Origin of the sequence: Bacillus sp. FSL K6-1560 (genome assembly GCF_038592935.1) — a bacterium.
Lineage (GTDB): Bacteria > Bacillota > Bacilli > Bacillales > Bacillaceae > Bacillus > Bacillus subtilis.
Map to the genome: position 1 here is coordinate 3,881,074 of NZ_CP151946.1, position 19,942 is coordinate 3,901,015.

General features: G+C 45.0%; 19 protein-coding genes. 4 read left to right on the forward strand and 15 right to left on the reverse strand.

The window, feature by feature from the left end; all coding sequences use genetic code 11:
* Entirely contained in the window at nt 1–1,257 is a 1,257-nt protein-coding gene (opuAA, locus tag NYE22_RS20550) for a glycine/proline betaine ABC transporter ATP-binding protein OpuAA (protein WP_003246301.1), read from the reverse strand.
* Nucleotides 1,258–1,546: 289 nt separating this feature from the next.
* Between opuAA and NYE22_RS20555 the strand changes: the two genes are divergently transcribed.
* Both NYE22_RS20555 and NYE22_RS20560 read left to right on the forward strand, forming a co-directional pair.
* On the forward strand, nt 1,547–1,849 hold the full coding sequence (locus NYE22_RS20555) for a metalloregulator ArsR/SmtB family transcription factor (protein ID WP_010886398.1): 303 nt from the start codon (nt 1,547–1,549) through the stop codon (nt 1,847–1,849).
* 68 nt (nt 1,850–1,917) lie between these two features.
* Nucleotides 1,918–3,090, forward strand: coding sequence for an MFS transporter (locus NYE22_RS20560; RefSeq protein WP_072175241.1), 1,173 nt, complete (start codon nt 1,918–1,920; stop codon nt 3,088–3,090).
* Nucleotides 3,091–3,318: 228 nt separating this feature from the next.
* Here the strand turns inward: NYE22_RS20560 and niaP are convergent, their stop codons facing one another.
* The 7 genes from niaP to NYE22_RS20595 all read right to left on the reverse strand — a co-directional run bounded on the left by niaP (nt 3,319) and on the right by NYE22_RS20595 (nt 10,087).
* Nucleotides 3,319–4,521, reverse strand: a complete 1,203-nt coding sequence (gene niaP, locus NYE22_RS20565) for a niacin permease NiaP (protein ID WP_015252880.1) — start codon at nt 4,519–4,521, stop codon at nt 3,319–3,321.
* A 121-nt stretch (nt 4,522–4,642) separates the two neighbouring features.
* Nucleotides 4,643–5,734, reverse strand: a complete 1,092-nt coding sequence (locus tag NYE22_RS20570) for a toxic anion resistance protein (protein ID WP_003234715.1) — start codon at nt 5,732–5,734, stop codon at nt 4,643–4,645.
* A gap of 15 nt (nt 5,735–5,749) precedes the next feature.
* Nucleotides 5,750–7,363 carry a YceG family protein gene (locus tag NYE22_RS20575; protein WP_021481855.1) on the reverse strand — a complete coding sequence of 538 codons (1,614 nt, stop codon included), beginning with the start codon at nt 7,361–7,363 and terminating at the stop codon, nt 5,750–5,752.
* An 83-nt stretch (nt 7,364–7,446) separates the two neighbouring features.
* On the reverse strand, nt 7,447–8,220 hold the full coding sequence (locus NYE22_RS20580; RefSeq protein WP_003234719.1) for a TerC family protein: 774 nt from the start codon (nt 8,218–8,220) through the stop codon (nt 7,447–7,449).
* Nucleotides 8,221–8,271: 51 nt separating this feature from the next.
* Complete coding sequence (locus NYE22_RS20585; RefSeq protein WP_003241242.1) at nt 8,272–8,850, reverse strand: TerD family protein; 579 nt, start codon at nt 8,848–8,850, stop codon at nt 8,272–8,274.
* A gap of 34 nt (nt 8,851–8,884) precedes the next feature.
* Nucleotides 8,885–9,466 (reverse strand): TerD family protein, encoded by a 582-nt coding sequence (locus NYE22_RS20590; RefSeq protein ID WP_003234723.1) that lies wholly within the window; start codon nt 9,464–9,466, stop codon nt 8,885–8,887.
* A gap of 21 nt (nt 9,467–9,487) precedes the next feature.
* Nucleotides 9,488–10,087 carry a TerD family protein gene (locus tag NYE22_RS20595; protein WP_072175243.1) on the reverse strand — a complete coding sequence of 200 codons (600 nt, stop codon included), beginning with the start codon at nt 10,085–10,087 and terminating at the stop codon, nt 9,488–9,490.
* A gap of 283 nt (nt 10,088–10,370) precedes the next feature.
* Here NYE22_RS20595 and NYE22_RS20600 point away from each other — a divergent pair, with 283 nt between their 5' ends.
* The gene (locus NYE22_RS20600) at nt 10,371–11,366 is read left to right on the forward strand and encodes an LLM class flavin-dependent oxidoreductase (protein WP_342412101.1); all 996 of its coding nucleotides are present in this window, start codon (nt 10,371–10,373) and stop codon (nt 11,364–11,366) included.
* A gap of 37 nt (nt 11,367–11,403) precedes the next feature.
* Here the strand turns inward: NYE22_RS20600 and znuB are convergent, their stop codons facing one another.
* From znuB to rapJ, 6 genes are all read right to left on the reverse strand, one after another.
* Nucleotides 11,404–12,246 carry a zinc ABC transporter permease ZnuB gene (gene znuB / locus NYE22_RS20605; RefSeq protein ID WP_003246340.1) on the reverse strand — a complete coding sequence of 281 codons (843 nt, stop codon included), beginning with the start codon at nt 12,244–12,246 and terminating at the stop codon, nt 11,404–11,406.
* Entirely contained in the window at nt 12,204–12,899 is a 696-nt protein-coding gene (znuC, locus tag NYE22_RS20610) for a zinc ABC transporter ATP-binding protein ZnuC (protein WP_014475714.1), read from the reverse strand. Before znuC ends, znuB begins: the two co-directional genes overlap by 43 nt.
* A 54-nt stretch (nt 12,900–12,953) precedes the next feature.
* On the reverse strand, nt 12,954–13,913 hold the full coding sequence (locus NYE22_RS20615; protein WP_003234733.1) for a metal ABC transporter substrate-binding protein: 960 nt from the start codon (nt 13,911–13,913) through the stop codon (nt 12,954–12,956).
* Nucleotides 13,914–14,100: 187 nt separating this feature from the next.
* The gene (locus tag NYE22_RS20620) at nt 14,101–15,786 is read right to left on the reverse strand and encodes an alpha-glucosidase (protein WP_342412102.1); all 1,686 of its coding nucleotides are present in this window, start codon (nt 15,784–15,786) and stop codon (nt 14,101–14,103) included.
* A gap of 24 nt (nt 15,787–15,810) precedes the next feature.
* Nucleotides 15,811–16,587, reverse strand: a complete 777-nt coding sequence (locus NYE22_RS20625) for an SDR family oxidoreductase (RefSeq protein WP_003234739.1) — start codon at nt 16,585–16,587, stop codon at nt 15,811–15,813.
* Nucleotides 16,588–16,694: 107 nt separating this feature from the next.
* Nucleotides 16,695–17,816: a response regulator aspartate phosphatase RapJ gene (rapJ, locus tag NYE22_RS20630; RefSeq protein WP_342412103.1), complete on the reverse strand. Its 1,122-nt coding sequence runs from the start codon at nt 17,814–17,816 to the stop codon at nt 16,695–16,697.
* Between the two features lie 122 nt (nt 17,817–17,938).
* Between rapJ and cwlK the strand changes: the two genes are divergently transcribed.
* The gene (gene cwlK / locus NYE22_RS20635; protein WP_021481861.1) at nt 17,939–18,442 is read left to right on the forward strand and encodes a peptidoglycan L-alanyl-D-glutamate endopeptidase CwlK; all 504 of its coding nucleotides are present in this window, start codon (nt 17,939–17,941) and stop codon (nt 18,440–18,442) included.
* Nucleotides 18,443–18,449: 7 nt separating this feature from the next.
* Here cwlK and NYE22_RS20640 read toward each other — a convergent pair whose 3' ends face one another.
* Nucleotides 18,450–19,811: a YcdB/YcdC domain-containing protein gene (locus NYE22_RS20640; protein ID WP_342412793.1), complete on the reverse strand. Its 1,362-nt coding sequence runs from the start codon at nt 19,809–19,811 to the stop codon at nt 18,450–18,452.
* Between the last annotated feature and the right edge of the window lie 131 nt (nt 19,812–19,942).

Genomic DNA, 19,942 nt, shown 5'->3' on the forward strand with positions numbered 1-19,942 from the left:
TTATTTCACCTCCTGTGCAGAAGGATCTTGTGTTTGTTCGTTAGTGCCTTCAGCATTGATATACTCGTTATTGCCGGCAAGTGCGCCAATCAGCGCGCCTCTTACGACAATTCCTTTCATTCTTTGCTTCTCATCCACAACCGCAATTGGAATATTCGCATCGGACACAACGTCAAAAATCTCAGTCAGATACGTATTCTCTGGTACAGTCGTAAATTCTGTATTCAAGATGTCTTGAAGTGACAAATCAGACTCAGCCGCTTTTTTCGCATCAGACGCATAGATAACACCTAACAATTTCTTTTGTTTATCCACTGCATAAATTGAAGAAATTCCAAGGTTTTTCATCAGTGTCAATGCTACGCGAGGCCCTTTATCAATCCGCACTGTTTCAGCGCGTTTCATAATGTGGCCTGCTGTGAGGACTTTAGACAAATCAACATCTTCGACGAATTTCTCAACATATTCGTTAGATGGATTCATCAGGATTTCTTCAGGCGTGCCGATTTGAACGATGTTGCCGTCCTTCATTAGGACAATCCTGTCGCCGATCCGCAACGCTTCGTCCAAGTCATGCGTAATAAAGATAATTGTTTTTCCGACATTATCGTGAAGATCAAGAAGCTCATCCTGCATATCTTTACGAATCAGTGGATCGAGCGCACTGAACGCTTCGTCCATCAGAAGGATGTCCGGATCATTTGTCAACGCGCGGGCAAGGCCGACACGCTGCTGCATCCCGCCGGAAAGCTGGTCTGGATATTGGTGTTCAAATCCTTCCAGTCCAACGAGCTTAAGAGACTCAAGCGCTTTTTGCTGCCGCTCTTGTTTGTCTACACCTTGAAGTTCCAGTCCGTATTCTGTGTTTTCAAGTATCGTTCTGTGCGGGAACAGAGCGAACTTTTGGAAGACCATGCTGATTTTCTTCCGGCGGACTTCCCGGAGCTGGTCTTTAGACATATTTGTTATCATGTCACCATCAATGTAAATATTTCCGGCAGTCGGTTCAATAAGCCGGTTTAACATCCGTACTAAAGTTGATTTACCGCTCCCTGATAGACCCATGATGACAAATATCTCACCATCATATACTTCAAAATCTGCCTGATTAACACCAACGGTTGATCCGGTTGCTTTCAGGATCTCTTTTTTTGTCTTTCCGTTGGCAAGCATTTGAACTGCCTTCTTTGTTTGTTTCCCAAAAATCTTAGAGACTTTCTCGACTTTTATCTTAATTGGTTTCTCATCTACACTCATATTTTCCCTCCATATTAAGCAATCTTTATTACCGTAACATTTATGTAACTTCCCACACAAACAGCATATTCTCTTTTATTCTGTACCATTTCTTTATAAACATCCATGTGACCACATGATCTTATTTATGCTTCTAAATGCTCTGTAATCCTCCTATATGATTGTATTTTACGGGTGATTTTTCTCCTATCTTTATTTGAAAACGCTTTTATTGGAATTGAATTCCTCCTTCCTCTTATGACTTCCTGCTCCTTTACTGGAAAAATAAGTTGCTTTTCCAACACCCATTATGTATTATAGTTTCATGACTATGAAACAATCAGATGATCAAATCAGAGCGCAAATTTTTAAAGCACTGTCTGATGAATCAAGGCTTGCCATTATTCGTACGCTTTATGTCAGCGGAAAAGAACTCAGCTGCGGTGAAGTAGGTGAAAAGTGCAATATTGTCAAAACCACGGCATCTTATCATTTTAAAACGCTGCGTGAAGCGGGATTGACGGCAACCCGGAAAGATTCGCGGACAAAATACGTCAGTCTGCGTGAAGACACATTTCAAACATACCTGCCTGGCTTTTTGGAAACCCTCTAACAAAGGGTTTTCTCTATACATATCTGTTTCATAGTTTCAAAGTTATAAAACAATAGGAGTGATAAAATTTGAATCGCATTTGGCTTTTCTTCAGTGTCATGTTTGTCATTGGCACGGATACCTTTTTGCTTTCGCCGCTTCTCCCCCTTTTACAGAATCAGTTTCATGTCTCTACTGATTTGTCAGGCTGGATGGTCAGTGCTTATGCACTCGGTTATGCGCTCTTCGCTTTCATTGCAGGCCCAATCTCAGACCGGCTGAACAGGAAAACAGTCATGCTGTGGGGACTTGCAGGCTTTATCGTATCCACGTTTTTATGCGGCATCGCTCCCTCTTTTGCCGCCATGTGCCTGTTCCGTTTTGCCGCAGGCGTTAGCGCTGCGTTTGTGACGCCTCAAATTTGGGCGTCCATCCCAGTCATTGTCCGGCCTTCTCTGATCATAAAAGGCATGGGGATTGCGACAGCAGGTTTGGCCGCTTCACAAATGCTCGGACTTCCTATTGGAGGGTTTCTCGCTTCCTTTACATGGCATACGCCATTTTTCGTTTTGTCAGCTTGCTCGCTTATTCTACTATTGATCCTGGCGGCGGTCATGCCTGATATCCGGCCTTCTGAACCATTGGCGCGACCATCAATTATCAACCCCTATCGGGAGCTTTTTTCATTGCCGAAAACATCGGTCATTCTGCTTGCCTATTTTCTGTTTCAAACCGGAAACTTCGCTTCGTTCAGCTTTCTGGGTGCTTGGCTTTCCGCGGATTATCATTTAACCGTGTCACAAATTGGCGCAGCTATGCTTGTACTCGGACTGGGAAATATGCTCGGGAGCCTTATCGGCAGCCGGGTTTCAGAAAAGCTGGGCATGTTTAAAACACTGATCAGCGGGATGCTGCTAATGGGCGCTCTCTATTTCGCTCTTCCGTTCTTTCCAAACTTGTTTTTAGTAGAAGCCAGCTTTTTTCTCACGTTTTTTACAGCTGGCATCATCTTTCCGTTAATGATGGGTGTCTTTCAATCCATTGCAGTAAATGCGCGAGGAACCATCGCTTCCCTTTCCAATGCCGCTATGTATGCCGGAACCACTGTCGGTACAAGTATTGCAGGTTTTTTATATCAAAGCACACAGCATTTCGGAGCTGTCACAGGATTTACTGCCATTCTGTTCATACTTTCTATGACGCTCTACCAGACAATTAGTAAAACCGGGAAACGCCAATCCGCAGCCCGGGCGCAAATGTAAAAAAAAGCACCTCATTCAAGAGGTGCCTCAGATTGAAAACCCTTGAAGTCTAGGAAGGACGAGCATAGGAGCGGACATTCACAGGATGTGATGACGACGGCGTTTAGGCAGGACGCCTGAGAATTTAGCCGTTGATCCACTTCGCATTGAGCACCGAAGCGCAGTCCTGACAACGAATGCGAGGGTTTGTCGACACGCTGAAAGCACCTCTTTTAAGAGGTGCTTTTCCTATTCTAGCTCAGTTTGTTTCGTTTCTTTTCCCATAATCAAAATACAAGCAACCGCGAGTAAGATTGCAATGCAAAAGATTGAAAAGATGACCGAAAACGAAATATGACGGGCTGCCAGCGTTCCGACGAGCAAAGGCCCGAAGATGCCGCCGATTCTTCCAAACGCTGCTGTCGTTCCTGAACCTGTTGCTCGAATCGCAGTCGGGTATTGCTCCGGGGTATAAGCATACAGCACTCCCCATGCACCGAGATTGAAAAACGATAACAGCATTCCAGCCGTAAGCAGAAGACTTAAGGAATCCGCCGTTCCGAAGAAATAGGCGCTTCCTGCTGTACCAATCAAGTAAATGACGAGTATCCACTTCCGGCCCGCTTTTTCAATCAGCCATGCGGCAGAGAAATAGCCCGGTAGCTGAGCAAGCGTCATCAGCAGGACATATTCAAAGCTTTGAATCATGCTGAAGCCTTTCAGCAGCATGACACTCGGGAGCCATAGGAACATGCCGTAATAAGAAAACACCACACAGAACCAAACGATCGACAGCATCACCGTCGGCCGTATATACTGTCTTGCCCAGACGCTTTTTACATTCTCCCACACCGACCTCTTTTTGGCAGAAAGCGATTCATATTTCGGCGAATCAGGCAGACTCGTCCGCAGGTACAGCGCATAAAAAGCAGTCAGCGCAGTTAACAGAAGGGCAGCCTGCCAGCCAAAGCTTGGTATCACAAAGTAAGAAATCAAGGCCGCTGCGAGCCAGCCAACGGCCCAAAAGCTTTCCAAAAGCACAATCACTCTGCCCCGCTTTTCAGGCACAACCGCTTCCGAAACGAGTGTTGAAGCGACTGGAAGCTCGCCGCCAAGTCCCATACCAATCACGAAACGAAGGATTAGAAATGCCGATAAGCTCGTCACAAAAGCGGAAATGCCGCTTCCGATGGAAAAGCATAAAAGGGTGATGATGAACACTTTTTTGCGGCCGATTCGATCAGCAAGCAAACCAAACAAAAACGCACCCGCAGCCATGCCGATGGAATTGACGCTTCCGATCCATTTCATTTCTTCGGGCGACAGATTCCACTCTACATGGAGCGCGGCGATAATAAACGATAATATTCCGACATCCATTGCATCAAACAGCCACCCCAAACCGGCGACGCCCAGCAGTTTACGCTGGGATATAGGCTGTTGTTTTCCCATTGCCAACACCTCTGATATGCAAAATGATTACCGTTTAAGTTTACACCTGTCTTTACACGTTGTCATTAACTAAATGATATAATTGAAAAACCCCGCTTATGTTCCACAAGCGGGGTTTTTATTATTGCTGCAATGCTGCTTTTTTAATATTATCCTGAAGCTGTGCAATTCGTCTCGCGCCGTCTTCGCGGAGGCGTTTGTTTTCTTCCTCGATTTGTTTTGTTTCCTGCATGCCGCTGACAATCGTGTTCCAAGACGATTCGATCGTTTCAATATCTATGCTCGGTCTGCCGGCCATTCTGGCAATTTCAACACTTTGGCTCGAGATGTTTTCAGCATTTCGTTTCAGCATCTCGTTTGTCCGGCGGTCAAGCTCGCTCATGGAATCAGCCACAAGCTTTTGCCGCTTTACCGTAACAGCCTGAATAATGCCGTTTTTGAAAATCGGAATGGTAATGATAAACGCGGAGTTGATTTTCCCGATCAGCTTTGCATTTCCTCGCTGCAGGAGACGGATTTGAGGTGCGGTTTGAAGCGCCACCATCCGTGCCATGTCCAGATCATACACCCGTTCCTCAAGCGCCTGAATGCCGTTGCGCAACGTATCGAGCTGCATTTGCGCCAGCTGGTTCCCGCTTGCCGCTTTTTCCTCATATGAAGGAAGGATCGACTGCATCTCTTCCAGTTTCATCTGCCCGGCAACGACGTATTTTTCAAGCTCCATATAGTATTTGATATTGTTTTCATACATTTCATCGAGCGTGTAGTTCGTCTTCGTCATCTCATCTTTGTATTTTGAAATCTCAACGTGGATTTTTTCAATCTCTCCGCCAAGTGTCTGATACTTTTTAAAGATTTTTTCAATCATGCTGCCGCCGCGTTTGAAAATTTTCGCCATTAATCCCTTTGGCTCATCAAAATCATTTTTGTCGAAGCGGTCCATGATTTTCCCAAGCTGAGTCAGCATTGTGCCGGAGTCTGTCACGCTTGTTGTTTTCATCATCCCCAAGATGCGGTCAGAGAACTTGGATATTTCAACGGCCGGCTCCTTGCCGTACTCAAGCAGCTCCATTTGGTTTTTGACGTCAATTTGTTGAGCAAGCCGCTTCACTTCTGGTTCCTGACGGAGCTGAAGACGGATATCGTCAGCTTTTTGCTGGGAAATCTCTTCATTTTTATCGAGAACAAGCGGATTTTGATTTTCTGTTGTCATGCTTTTCTTCTCTCCTTATTTTTGGGTAATGGTTCTGAAGAGCCTTTTCACAAGCGAAGGCTCTTTGTAGTCCTGCTGAAACACCATGTCATCCAGCCAGTGGATATCATACTGATCCTCTTCAATAAACTGCTCAATATCCTGGTGTCCGGGCGGATTATAAATGATGATATCGATTCCGATTTCATTCAGGAACAACAGGGCAGCAGCATCCGAACGCGTGAGTCCGCCGCTCATTTCCGTATGATATAAAACGAGTTTCGGAACGGTTTGCGCATAGTCGAACATTTGAATCAATTTCAGCAGATTAGCAGGCAGGTTTGTTGTTTGTTTAAACAAATAGATTTGAACATCCTTGACTTGTTCCTGATGCAAAGCTTTAAGCCGCGGGTGCCTGCACATTCTCGAAATCGTTTTGGCAATGGCAGTCTGAACGCCCGCCGGCAGCTGTTTGTACTGCCACACATTGCTTGCCATCAGCTTGTCCGGATCAATGTTCCCTTCTTGATCAAGTGCGTGGCTGTAGTGAAATTGATAGTTCGACTTTATTTCTTCTGTAAATGGAAAGCTTCTGACCATTTCTGTTTCCTGATAATCCGCTAGAGTATGAAGCCTGTTCCAATATTCCTTATTGTCTTTCGACACGCCCATAATTTTGGCGAATACATTCGGAATCTCAATGGAATGTTTATCAGCTTTGAAATTCGGCCGAATAAAGGCGCGTTCTTTCGTGATTAAAAACAATTCATCATAGGTCGTTTTCAGCGTAACGGACACCGGTGTGTGATCTCTGAACTGCCACGGCTTATACAGCATGGATTCCTCGTGATTCAGCACATGTTCAATTTCCTTTGTTGAGCGGTAAGCCACTGTTGATTTCCGGTCTGGTTTTTCTTTCGGAAACGGCTGAAGCTCAGAAACATCCGGGAGCTTTTCCGTAAAACCGAGCTCCTGCTTCGGGTCGACAAGCGCCAGCTGATCCGTTCCCGCCGGATGGAACAGTAGTACATCACAGCCGACTAGCATCAGATAATATAAGAAATAGAGCTGGCTTTTCGTCGCATCTCCATACCAAACAATCTTCGGCATCTCCCGCTCTATATCGGTTTTTTCCAGCCAAGGATTCAGATGGTTTAAGGAAAACTTCGAGACATCAAGCAGCACTCTGCGAAAATCAGGATGATTCAGCCCCTTTTCATGACTGTCCGCAAAGGTATGTAAAAGCGTCATCAGCGCTTTTCTTAAATGGCGGTGCATCAGGGGATTTGAGTGCTTCGCAATCAGCTTTTCCCCGTCCAGAAAGGCAACAAAGCGGCTGACTGACAGCCCTTTTTCTTTCTGATTGATGGAATGAATATGCTGAAGCTTTTGAAATGTTTCCGGTTCGATTGTTTTATCAAGCGTTTCACTCAAAATCGTTATGCGGTCGTTTACAGACAGCTCATATAGCTCGTTATAGTAGTCCGTCTCATCAATAGGCGTGCCCAATATCTGACCGGCAAGACGAGAAAAAGAAAGGCCTTGTGCAGTTTCATAGTGATCCCGCTCCGGCAATGGCTGAAACAGCAGGCTTTTCCAATCGCCATCAGCCGGAAGTGCTTTATGAATGGTTAGTTCTTCTTGTCTCATCATATCCTCCTTTCCGGTTTGTCATTGAACGATATTTCGGTAACAAAAAAGGAAGGACATTGAACCTCCCTCCTTGTTTTGTTTTATTCTTCTTTTGAAGCGGCTGTTTGTTCGCGCACCTGCTTTTGTTTATTGATGTAGTGAATGATCAATGTTACCGCAAATGCAGCGATAATGATAATGAAGAATACAGAGTGCGGCATTTCGTAATGGAAAGCGCTCCCCGCCATTTTCAGCGCGATAATGCCGATTAAGACGAATGCTGTGTTTTCCAGCTCAGGAATTTTATCAATCAGCACAAGGAACACTTTTGCCACTGTACGCATCATTAAAATACCAAGCATACCGCCGATCAGAAGCACCCATACTTTTTCAGATACTGCAAACGCGGCCAGGATGCTGTCCACAGAGAAGGCAAGATCCATTAATTCTACTGAAATGACAGTCGCCCAGAAGATCCCAAACGTACGGACCATCCAAGAGTTTTTCTTGATGCCGTCCGCTTCCTCTTCTTTTTCGCCAATCCAGAAGTGCTTAATGACGAGCCAAGCCAGGTAAAGCGCGCCAAGCACCTTGATCCACCAGAATTTAATGAGAAGCATACCGAGCCCGATGAAAATAAACCTGAAAATATAAGCTCCAAACAAACCATACGTTAACGCTTTTTTCCGCTGTTTTTCCGGCAGGTGTTTAACCATGACCGCAAGAACTAGCGCGTTATCGGCCGATAAAAGGCCTTCCAGAACAACAAGGGAACCGATCAAACCCCAAGAAACAGGATCAGTCAGAACTTCCCCCCACATTTTCCAATCGAAAAATGAAGCATACGTAGACAAAATATGATGTAAAAAGTCCAAGTTTTTTCCTCCTATTAATTTGAAACGGTGACTTCTCTATTTGTCACTCGCTTACACTTGCAAACCGTAATTCCGGCACAATGCAGCCAGCCCGCCGGAAAATCCGCTGCCGATCGCATTGAATTTCCACTCGCCGCCGTGTCTGTAAAGCTCACAAACGACAACAGCTGTTTCAATGGAGAAGTCTTCTCCCAAATCGAAGCGAAGAAGCTCATTCTGCGTTTCTTCATCCACAACGCGGACAAATGCATTGGAAACTTGTCCAAAGTTTTGGCTGCGTGCTTCAGCGTCGTGAATGGTCACTGTGATGCCGATTTTCTCAATGTGAGCAGGGATTTTTGAGAAATCAACGATAATCTGCTCATCATCTCCGTCGCCCTCACCCGTGCGGTTGTCACCCGTATGGATGACACCGCCGCTCGGATGTTCAAGGTTATTATAGAAGACGAAATCGAGATCATTTACGCAGTTATCATGCGCATCAACTAAAAAGGCCGAAGCATCCAGGTCAAAATCGTGTCCGCCGGAGTACTTGTTTGTATCCCAGCCTAAGCCGATCACCGCTTTTGTCAGTCCCGGATTTGTTTTTGTTAAATCAATGCGCTGTCCTTTTGATAATTGAATGGCCATACTGCCTCTCTCCTTTCTGCTCTTCGTATTTGTCTTAACCGACTTGCAAACCGTAGTCTGTTGCAATGCGGGCAAGGCCGCCTTGGTAGCCTGAGCCGATTGCTGAGAATTTCCACTCGCCGTTATGTCTGTAAAGCTCCCCTGCAATGATTGCCGTTTCAATAGAGAAATCTTCTGCAAGATCGTAACGGATGAGCTCTTCATTTGTTTCTTCATTTACGATGCGGACAAACGCGTTTGATACTTGTCCAAAGTTTTGGCTGCGCGCTTCTGCATCGTGAATGGTAATAACAAATGAGATTTTATCAATGTTTGCCGGTACAGCGCTGAGATTTACTTTTACATTCTCATCGTCGCCTTCGCCAGCACCAGTCAGGTTGTCGCCTGAATGAACGACTGAACCGTTGCCGCCTTCAAGCTGGTTGTAGAAAATAAAGTCGTTTGGTGACGCGCATTTGCCTGCGGCGTCTAACAGAAACACACTTGAGTCAAGATCAAAGTCGTGTCCGCCGTCATACTTGTTCGTATCCCAGCCTAAACCGACAACAACCTTTGAAAGACCCGGATTTGTTTTTGTTAAATCTACTTTTTGTCCTTTTGCCAATGAAATTGTCATGTTTCATCCACTCCTTTTCTTTTATACGTATCGGCTGATAATATCTTCTAATCTCGTATCGTTTGTGCCTTCACCGATCGCCGCAAACTTCCACTCACTGCCGCTGCGGTAGATTTCTGCTGTAATCAGGCTTGTTCTGCCGGCGTAATTGTCTCTCAAATTGTACTTGAGCATTTCCTCGTGATTAGATTGATCAACTACGCGGATAAACGCATTTTGAATCATGCCGAAATCTTGTTTTCTTCTGACACAATCGTAAATGTTCACTACAAATACAAGCTTATCGATGTTTCCAGGCACTTTATCTAAATCTATCATAATTTGCTCGTCATCGCCCGCACCGTCACCCGTCAGGTTGTCGCCTGTATGCTGTACACCGCTGCAGCGGCTTTTCAGGTTGCCGAAATAAATCAGGTTTTTCTTATCGGTAAATTTTCCGTTTTCCAGCATCAGCACTGAAGCGTCACAGTCGATATTCGGACCGCCTCCGCCAAGCAGTTTGCTGAAGAATCCTCCGCCTGAGGACACTGGGTCCCAGCCGAGACCGACCATCAATTTTGACAGACCGGCTTTTCCTTTTGTTAAATCAATTCGTTGACCTTTTTCTAAAGAAATTGCCACACGATTCACTCCTACTCATCGAAATGTGAAGATAGTCACATTTATTTTTACGCTCACAAGGAAAATAAGCCGTAAATTACTAATATATACGTTTGTTATTATATCAAAGTTTCGTAAAAGTTAAGAATAATTGACGAAAAACCTCGAAAAAAAACTTCCATATTTGATATATGATTTGCAAATGCTATAAAGTGCGCTTCTTAAACAAACCATTTGACGCGGGCAAGTCATTTTGCCTATTCTGGTGTCACCATCTAAAAACAGACAGAAAGGAAGCGGCCTTTTGATTCATTTAAGCATACTTGATCAGGCACCTGTTTCTAAAGGAGAGAGCCCTATGACAACTCTTCAGCATTCGGTTGAGCTTGCCCAATTAAGCGAAGAGTGGGGCTATAAGCGTTATTGGTTTGCCGAGCATCACAGCACGAAAGGACTGGCAAGCACAGCGCCTGAAATCATGATCGCCCGCATCGCAGCACAGACAAACACCATTCGTGTCGGATCAGGCGGCGTGCTTCTGCCCCAATACAGCCCATTTAAAGTGGCTGAAACCTTTCGCCAGCTTGAGGCCCTGTATCCAAACCGGATTGACCTCGGCGTCGGTCGTTCCCCCGGCGGCACGACAAAAACCAGGCTTGCATTAACGGACGGGGTGAAAAAAAGCTTGACCGAATTTAACAGACAGCTGCAGGATGTCTCTTATTTTCTAACAGATTCCCTTCCTCCCGACCATCCGTATGCCGGAATCAAAGCGGCGCCCCTTATTGGTACGGCACCCGAGCTATGGGTGCTCGGTCTTGGTGAAAACAGCGCAAGACGCGCGGCGCACCAGGGGATTGGATATGTATTTGGGCATTTCATTAATCCCGAGCGAGGAGAAAATGCATTCCGCATCTACCGGGAAAGCTTTCGGCCCTCAGCCCATTTTTCGAATCCATCCGCACTGTTTACGATTTTTGTCATTTGCGCAAAAACAGATGAAGAGGCAGAAGAACTCGCATTAAGCCAGGATTTGTGGCTTATTCGCGTCGGAAAAGGCTTGGACAGCCGCGTGCCAAGCATCGAGGAGGCAAAAGCCTATCCCTACACAGCGTCCGATAAAAAACTCATAGAAGAAAACAGAAAGCGGATGGTGATCGGTTCTCCAACCACTGTCAAACAACAGCTGTTAGACCTCACAGGCCGCTACGAAACAAATGAAATCATGGTTCTGTGCAATGTGTTTGATTTTGAGGCGAAAAAAGAATCTTATGAGCGCCTTGCCGGATTGTTTCTATAAAAAAAGCAGTTTTCCCTAGGGAAAACTGCTTTTCATGTTATCGGCTTCTTTTTTTGCGCTGAGCTTCTTTTTTGATAAACGTCCAAACTCCCTGAACTGCAAATCCGATTAATAGCAAAACGATCAATAGCAGGGTAATAGACGGACCTGGCGGCGTCCCGAGCTGATAGGATGATGTCAGTCCCGTAAATACGCTGAATAATGAAATGAGTATGGCTGTAATGAAAACCATGTTAAAGCCTTTTGCAATTCTGATGGCGAAGGCTGCCGGCAATACGAGCAGGGCCGATACAAGAAGGACCCCGATGATCGGAATAATGACTGAAATCGCAAGGCCTGTGACAATACTGAATGACAACGAGAGAACGTTTGTATTGATTCCCGATGTTTTGGCTGTTGCTTCATCAAACGTCAGCAGGTAGAGCGGCCTTCTCAGTACGATAAAATAAAGCAGGATCAGCAGTGTGATAATACTGATAATATAGACCTGCTGCTGGTTTACTGTCACAAGCGATCCAAATAGATATTGATCGATGCTCATATTGGCTGTGCCTTTGGAAAGGCTGATTAAAAACATCGCGAAGGACAAACCAGCTGCCATTAAGATGGCAATGGACACTTCTGAATAAGTCCGATACGCCCGCCGCATGTATTCAATTCCGATCGCGCCGATGGTCACGACGACTATGCTTGCTGCGGTTATATTGGTGCTGAGAAAAAAGCCGATGGCAACACCTGACAATGAGATATGTGAAAGTGTGTCAGCCATTAAGGCCTGTCTTCTGAGAACGAGATACACTCCTAGTATCGGAGCCATGACGGCAATCATGCCGCCTGCTAGAAAAGCTCGTCGCATGAATTCCAAGTCAAACATTTCCATCCGCCTTTTTCTCCTCTCTCTAATCGAATCACTTTATCTAAAAATTGCTGTACTTCGTTTTGTTCGTGAGTAACCATCACAACTGTGCGGTTGTGATTTTTCACAAGGTGATGCATAAATTCGTAAAATCCTTTTCTGCTGTCGTAATCAACAGCTGTCGTCGGTTCGTCCAGCATCAGCAGATCCGGGTTGCTGGCGAGCATTCTGGCGATACAGATTTTCTGTTTCTGTCCGCCTGATAAATCACCGATTTTACGATGGCGGAGCTCCCACATTTCCACCATTTTCAGTGCTTTTTCTACTTCAAGATGATCTTCTTCATTTAAACGTTTAAACCATTTCCCTTTTGTATAGCGGCCTGACTGAACAAGCTCCAGCACCGTGCTCGGAAAGCCGGCATTAAATGAAGAAATTTGCTGCGGGACGTACCCTATGGTCAGGCGTTTCCCTTCTGTATTCCTTTTACTGATCGTCACTGTGCCTTCCCACGGTTTCAGCATGCCGAGCATTACCTTTATGAGCGTCGATTTAGAGGCGCCGTTTGGTCCAGTGATGCCGACGAACTCACCGCTTTCAATATCAAGTGATACTTTATCTAAAACAGGCGTATGGGAATAGCCGAAAACGATATCTTTCAATGAGACGAGATTCATGTTAATCTTCCTTTCTCACAAAGAAATAGTGTGCACCCTCCGGCGCACACTATCTTATGATTTAACCAATAGTGAATCTTTCAGGGCATCGAGGTTTTGTTTCATAATGTCGATATACCCTAAACCTTTATCCTGTTCTTCTTTGCTCAAGCCTTCCAGTGTATTCAGCACTTCTGTCTTCGCGCCGATTTCACTGGCGAGCGTATCTGCGACCTTTGAGGATGCAATTTCTTCAAAGTAAATGACTTTTACATTATGTTCTTTGGCATATGTTTTCAGCTTTGCCAAGCTGGCTGCACTCGGTTCTTGGTCAGGTGACAGCCCTGCAATCGGAACCTGCTTCAAGCCGTATTCTTTTGCCAGATAGCCAAAAGCTGTATGCTGCGTGATAAATTCTTTTTTCTCCGCTTTTTTTGCGGTTGTACGATATAGTTTATCAAGATCCTGCAGTTTTGCAATATATTCTTTACTATTTTTCTCATAGTATTCTTTGTTATCCGGGTCCTGCTTCACGATTTGCGCCGTAATATTTTTAACTTCCTTCTGTGCCAGAACAGGGCTGAGCCATACGTGAGGATCCATTGCATGACTGTGCTCATGCTCCCCATGATCATGCTCTTCGTGTTCTTCTTCAGAGCCTTCCATTAAATCAATACCTTTGCTTGCATTAACGAAAACGGCATGGCCTTGGCCCATGCTTTTTTCAGCTGACGGAACCCATGTCTCCATGTATTCACTATTATAAACGAACAAATCAGCATCCTGAATGTTAGCAATGTCTTTCGGCGTCGGTTCCCAATCATGCGGTTCAACGGAAGATGGGATTAACAGATCCACATCGCCTTTGTCTTTTACAATTTGTTTTGTGAATTCATACATCGGATAGAACGTTGTGACAACGTGCAGTTTATCACCCTTTGAATCCGCCGACCCTTTTGTTGATGAGTTGCCGCATGCTGCAACCAATAAAAAGCACGCTGCAATCACAAACAAACCGCTCCATTTTTTAAACATATCGTATATCCCCTCTTTTTCAGTAACTTTAAATCAAAATGATAACGATTTTGTAATCCTATATCATAATAAACCGAAGTCATTACGTTTTGCAAGAATAAATTTCATTTTCATTTATTCTTCCCGCCTGCAGAGCGAATATATGTACTAAAAAAACCCGGCTAAGAATGCCGGGCTACTTCAATCATTAGTTTGTTTTGTCCAGAAGATAGACCCTGCTCTCATAAGGCCGGAACACCATTTCGTCAGCAAGATCATCGTTGTTATAATTGCTGAGAAGCAGAGAGACCTGAGCTTTGCCGCAGTTCTTGGGCCACTGAAAAACAGCCTGCTCTTTTGAAAAATTATTGACCGACAAAAGCTGCTGTTTACTGTTTTCTCTCATGTATACAAACAACTGCGGATCATCCGGAAGCAAAAGATCAAAGCTCCCTTTCATGAGGTCAGCGTACTGCTTTCTCAGGCTGATCAGCTTTTTGTAATAGATTAAGACAGAATCAGGATCTCCCTGCGCTTCCTCCACATTGATTGCGGTGAAGTTCGGATTGACCTTCAGCCAAGGCGTGCCGTCAGTAAATCCGGCATTTTTGCCGCTGTTCCACTGCATCGGGGTCCGGGCGTGATCCCGGCTTTTGGCTAAGATCGATCTCATCACATCATTTGGATCATAGCCTTTTTTAAACACCCGTTTATGATACATATTGATCGTTTGGATATCTTTGTAGTCTTCAATCCGGGTGAACGGCGCGTTTGTCATCCCGATTTCTTCTCCCTGATAAATATACGGCGTGCCCTTCATAAAATAAAGTACGGCTGCCAGCATTTTCGCTGATGCTTTGCGGTATTCCCCATCGTCTCCGAATCTGGACACAATCCGGGGCTGGTCATGGTTGCACCAAAACAATGTATTCCAGCCTTGATGCTCAAGCTTCTTTTGCCATTTTGTCAAAACCGATTTTAAATCAGAAAGCTCAAGGGGCTTCAAATCCCAATGTTCTTTTCCGGGCTGCTGATCAAGCTCCATATGCTGAAAGTGAAAAATCATATTCAGCTCATGCTTATCTGTTCCCGTATATTTCAGGCCTTCTTCCGGTGTGACACTGCCGACCTCTCCGACAGACATGACATCATATTGGGAAAACACTTCATCTGTCATTTCTTTTAAATAGTCATGGATTCGTTCGCCATTTGGCTGAAAGGGCTTCGGCTCTGCCTGCTGATTGATATAGTCCTCATATGAAGGAAGATATTCTTTCTTAGAAATGAGATGGAGCTGATCAATTCGCAAACCGTCGACCCCTTTATCGAGCCAAAATTTCATCATGTCATACACCGCCTGGCGAACTTCGGGATTTTCCCAGTTTAAATCAGCTTGTTTGACGGCATTCATATGGAGATAGTATTCTCCGGTGTGCTCCTCGTATTGCCAGACCGGGCAGCCATAGTCTGACAGCCAGTCTGTCGGCGGGCCGTTCTTTGTGCCGGGACGCCAATAATAATAGCTGCGGTATTTGCTGTTTTTGTCCAGCTCCGCTTCTTTAAACCACGGATGCTCGACCGAGGTGTGATTTAACACAAAGTCCATCACCAGCTTTAATCCCCGCTGATGCACCTGGTCCAGCAGCTCGTGAAAATCGTCCATTGTTCCGTAAGAATCCATAATCGCCTTATGGTTTGTCACATCATAGCCGTAATCAACATTCGGAGAAGGATAGATCGGGCAAATCCAAATCACATCTGCCCCGAGTTCCTTTATGTAGTCAAGACGGGAAATAATCCCCCTCAAGTCCCCAATTCCGTCTCCATTGCTGTCCTGAAAGCTTCTCGGGTAAATTTGGTACACCACTGCATCCTTCCACCAGTCCGTTTTCATCCCGCAATCCCCCTGTTTTGTGTTCTATTCAAGCTGAGACGGATAAAGTGTCATTCCGCCGTCGACGAAAAGTGTTGCGCCGGTCACATAGCTTGCTTCCTCAGATACGAGCCAAGCTGCTGCTGCCGCCACTTCTTCAGGCTTTCCGAAGGCTTTCATCGGGATTTTTTTCAATTGTTTTTGCCTGCTCTCTTCCTTTTTCGTATCAACATTTGATTCTGTGGCAATGGTGCCGGGCGCTATCGCATTGACGCGGATTCCCTTATCCGCATAATTGAGCGCCAGCGTTTCCGTCATCATCTTGATGCCGCCTTTGGATGTGGAATACTGAACGTTTACAGGGCGCGGAATCTGCTGATGAACACTTGAGATATTCAGCACATTGCCCTTGATATTGTTTTTCATCATGTGGTTAAGTGCTGCTTTCGCTCCCAGAAAGGTTCCGGTAACATTGACATCAATCACTCTCTGCCAATCTTCAAGACTCATCTCATGCGGCATCGCCTCAACGCCGTTAAAACCAGAGTTGTTTACCATCACATCGAGCGTGCCGAAATGCTCTAAAGCTGTGTCCAAGAGCGCCTGAATCCCCTCTTCTTTTGACACGTCCGCCTCAACTGCGACGGCTTTCCCTCCGTTCTGCTTAATGATTTCCAGGGTTTCATCGGCTCCAGACGGGTCGCTGTGGTAGTTTACAACAACATTCATTTTCTCCTGTCCGAACCGTTCCGCAATGGCTTTCCCGATTCCTTTTGAAGACCCTGTCACAATCGCTGTTTTTCCGGTTAAATCTTTGTACATACTTGATATCCTCCTCTGATTTCTCACTATGCAGTGGAAAATACCCTGTTTTTCCGAGTTGAAAACAGCACAAAAAAAGCAGAGAATCTGTAGTTCTCTGCCATTTCCTATTGAAAACGCTGCTCGGCAAGCTTCTTTTTAATATTCATCAGCCTGCGGTAAAAGAAAGCGGCGGACTCGTAATGTTCCAGCTGATTGAAACGTTCCGCTGTATCATGCAGCAGATCTTCGGCGTCTGCAAGAAGCTGCCTGGATTCCAGCAGGTCAAAGCATTCTGTAAGCACGTTCAGGTCACCGTTTCTAAGATACAGCTCATGAATGAGGCGGAATTTCGTCAAGTACATGTCATCCTCCCATTCAGCCGCGCTCTTTATCCCGCGGTCATACGCCTCTACTGCTTTGTCGTATTTTCCCTCTTTACAGTAGATATGGGTCAGTGAAAATACAGCTTGAACAGCTTGCTGAAAGTTGTGCTCCTCAAAAATGGCGGCGGCTGTTTTGAAATAGCCCTCCGCTTCTTTGTAATCACCCAGACTGTACTTACAGTGTCCGACATTATAATAGGCAGCGGCGATCATGTACGCTTCTTCAAGCTGCCTGGCATGATCTAAAGCGCTGCACAAGTGGGTCAGTGCTTTTTCATGATGATACACATCGGTCAAATTTCCGGCGATGATAAATTCACACTGAACCCGGCGGCGACCGTACAGTTCATATTTCGTATAGATATCAAGCGCCTGGCTCGCATAATTCATGGAAAAATACGTTTGTTTAATGTGATAATACACTTCTGCGACTTTAAAAAGAAACTCAGCTTTTTCGATCTCATCCTCGACATACTCGAGCTTTTCCTCGGCATGTTTATAATGGTCAATCGCTAATATGAAATTTTTCTGCTTGAATTCGTACATTCCTCTGAAATAATAAAAGTAATATTCCAATAAGCCCGTGAGTTTTTGCTGATTGCTTTCAATTTCGTTCAGCATATCAGAGAACGGAGGCTTGGTGTCGCTGTCTTTCACCGGCATCAGCTTATCAAGCATGATTCGATGCCGGAATTCCATCAAAGAAAAATATAAAAGCAAGTCCTGGTTCTCTTCCATATCTTCTAAATCGTATTCAATCTCCTGCTTTAACGCTTCTGCTTGATCTGCTTCAAATGCGCGAATGAGCTTGTACCATTCATTCAGCTTTACTGCTACTTCTTCTGATGGAATCTTTGCTCTCATCGGTCTGCCTCCTTCCTCCTGCTACTATTTATGTTATATTTTATCATAGCTGTTCGCTTTTAGAGAGAGTCAATCACTTAAAAGCGTTAACATTCAGCACATCTTGAGAAAGTGAGACCGATATGAAGTTACCCGCAAAAACATTTGTTATCTTATGTATTCTATTTCTTCTAGATCTTTGTTTTAGTTATATTCGGCATGAATGGCATTCTCAAAACGCCTTGCAGGACATGCCTGTCCCCTCGGATCTTCATCCGATTGTGAAGCAGAATGCCGATGCACTCAAAGCCGCTGCAGCGAATAAAGGCATTAACGTCGTCATTACTGAAGGATTCAGGTCCTTTAAGGAACAAGATGAATTATATAAACAGGGACGTACAAAAAAAGGGAATATTGTCACCTATGCAAGAGGAGGGGAATCGTATCATAACTATGGTTTAGCGATTGATTTCGCCCTTCAAAAAAAGGATGGAAGCATCATATGGGATATGGAATATGACGGCAATCAAAACGAAAAATCAGATTGGCTGGAGGTTGTCGAGATCGCTAAGACACTCGGTTTCGAATGGGGCGGGGATTGGAAACGATTCAAGGACTACCCCCACTTGGAGATGATTCCTAACTAGACACCCCTCACAGCCTTTTCTTTTTCCTTATGTGCGCATCAATATAGGAAGGGTAAACCGGCTTATAGACAAGTTTGCAGTGCTGGTCACTGCCTGCAGTAAAGTCAGGCTGCCATTCCAGCTTCACATCAAAAGCGGCTAAAAATGCTTCTCTCGCTTCTTCAGCGGAAACATCCGGCCTGTGATTTATCGCTTCCAATTGTTCAGGTTCAATATCAGGCGCCATAAAAGCGTCAATCAACCCAGTTTCCGGATTGACAATGATGCGGGCAGCGCCGAACCGCAGCGGCACTCCTTTATACCAGACAGAAAAATGGTTGCGGACTCTCCCTCTTTCATCAATTCGGACGGGATTCACCCTGAAAAACTCAGCCGCTCTCGGATAGAGGGCATACAAAAATTGAAGCGCTATCTCTTGGCATTCTTCCGTGGAGCATTGGCGGTTGTTCTGCCGCTCCATAAAAGAAAGCGCTGCTTTTAATTTTCCGGTTCTTTTATCCGTCTTCATTTTGATTGTGTTTTTATTTCTCGTTTCAAAATAGCTTCCTATGCTTAAATCCTTACGCTCCGGCGCAGCGCCCCTGCGCCACGTGCTTCCAATTTGTTCCCCAAAGTCTCTTTCACTGACTTTCTGCATATCAGAGGTAAAACCCAGCAAGGCAAATATATCAACTTCTTCCTTGTTCTGAAGCGGCGGCAGTGGCGCCGTGTTTTCTATTCTTTCATCTGCGATATGCTGGTCGGGCACAATTTCGTCTACATCTGCGGGATAGCTGTATCCCGGGAGAATCGGTTCATAAACAAGCCTTGGTTCCTGTTCGCCATCAATGACATCGTACATCAGCTCAAAAGACATTGTGTTTAAGTAATGGGACACAACCTTCTCTTTTGCTACAAATTCCGTCGGAACTTCGGCTTTATACCCTTCCCCGTAATATAGAAAGTGGACAATCTGACCGTTGCGTGTCATATCAATTAAAAAACCTGAATTGGGAATCTGAAGCCCCAGCTCCATTTTGGTATAGACAAACCGGATGTGCTGCCCCCGTTCTTCCTTGCCTTGAAAATAAAAATTCATAAATGTGCCGGGATGATTGGCAGCGGCAAACTGAAGAGCCGTCAGCTTCAGCTCGGCATCTGGAAGTTGTTTGTCTGTCTCGGAGCGGACAGTTGTTGAAAAGGTGAGCAAAGCGCCGTCATTTCTAAGTTCAACTGTAATGTGCTTTTCCGGATCTTTAGGGTCCTTCCAGATAAAATATGCCTGCCCGTTCTTCTTTTGCTTTTGGTCGTAATCTTCTATCTCAAGCTCATAATGCGTCGGTACATTTCCGATCTCCTGCGCCTTCTTTTTCAGCTGTTTATTAACCAATGAAGTCATCCCTTTCAAAGAGTCTACGACAAAGAGAATCCTGTTTATTATATAAAAAGACCTTTCTTCTTTTAAAGTGAAGAAAGGTCCTTTTCTATTATTGTCATTGTTTTTCGAGATTCTTTCTGTTA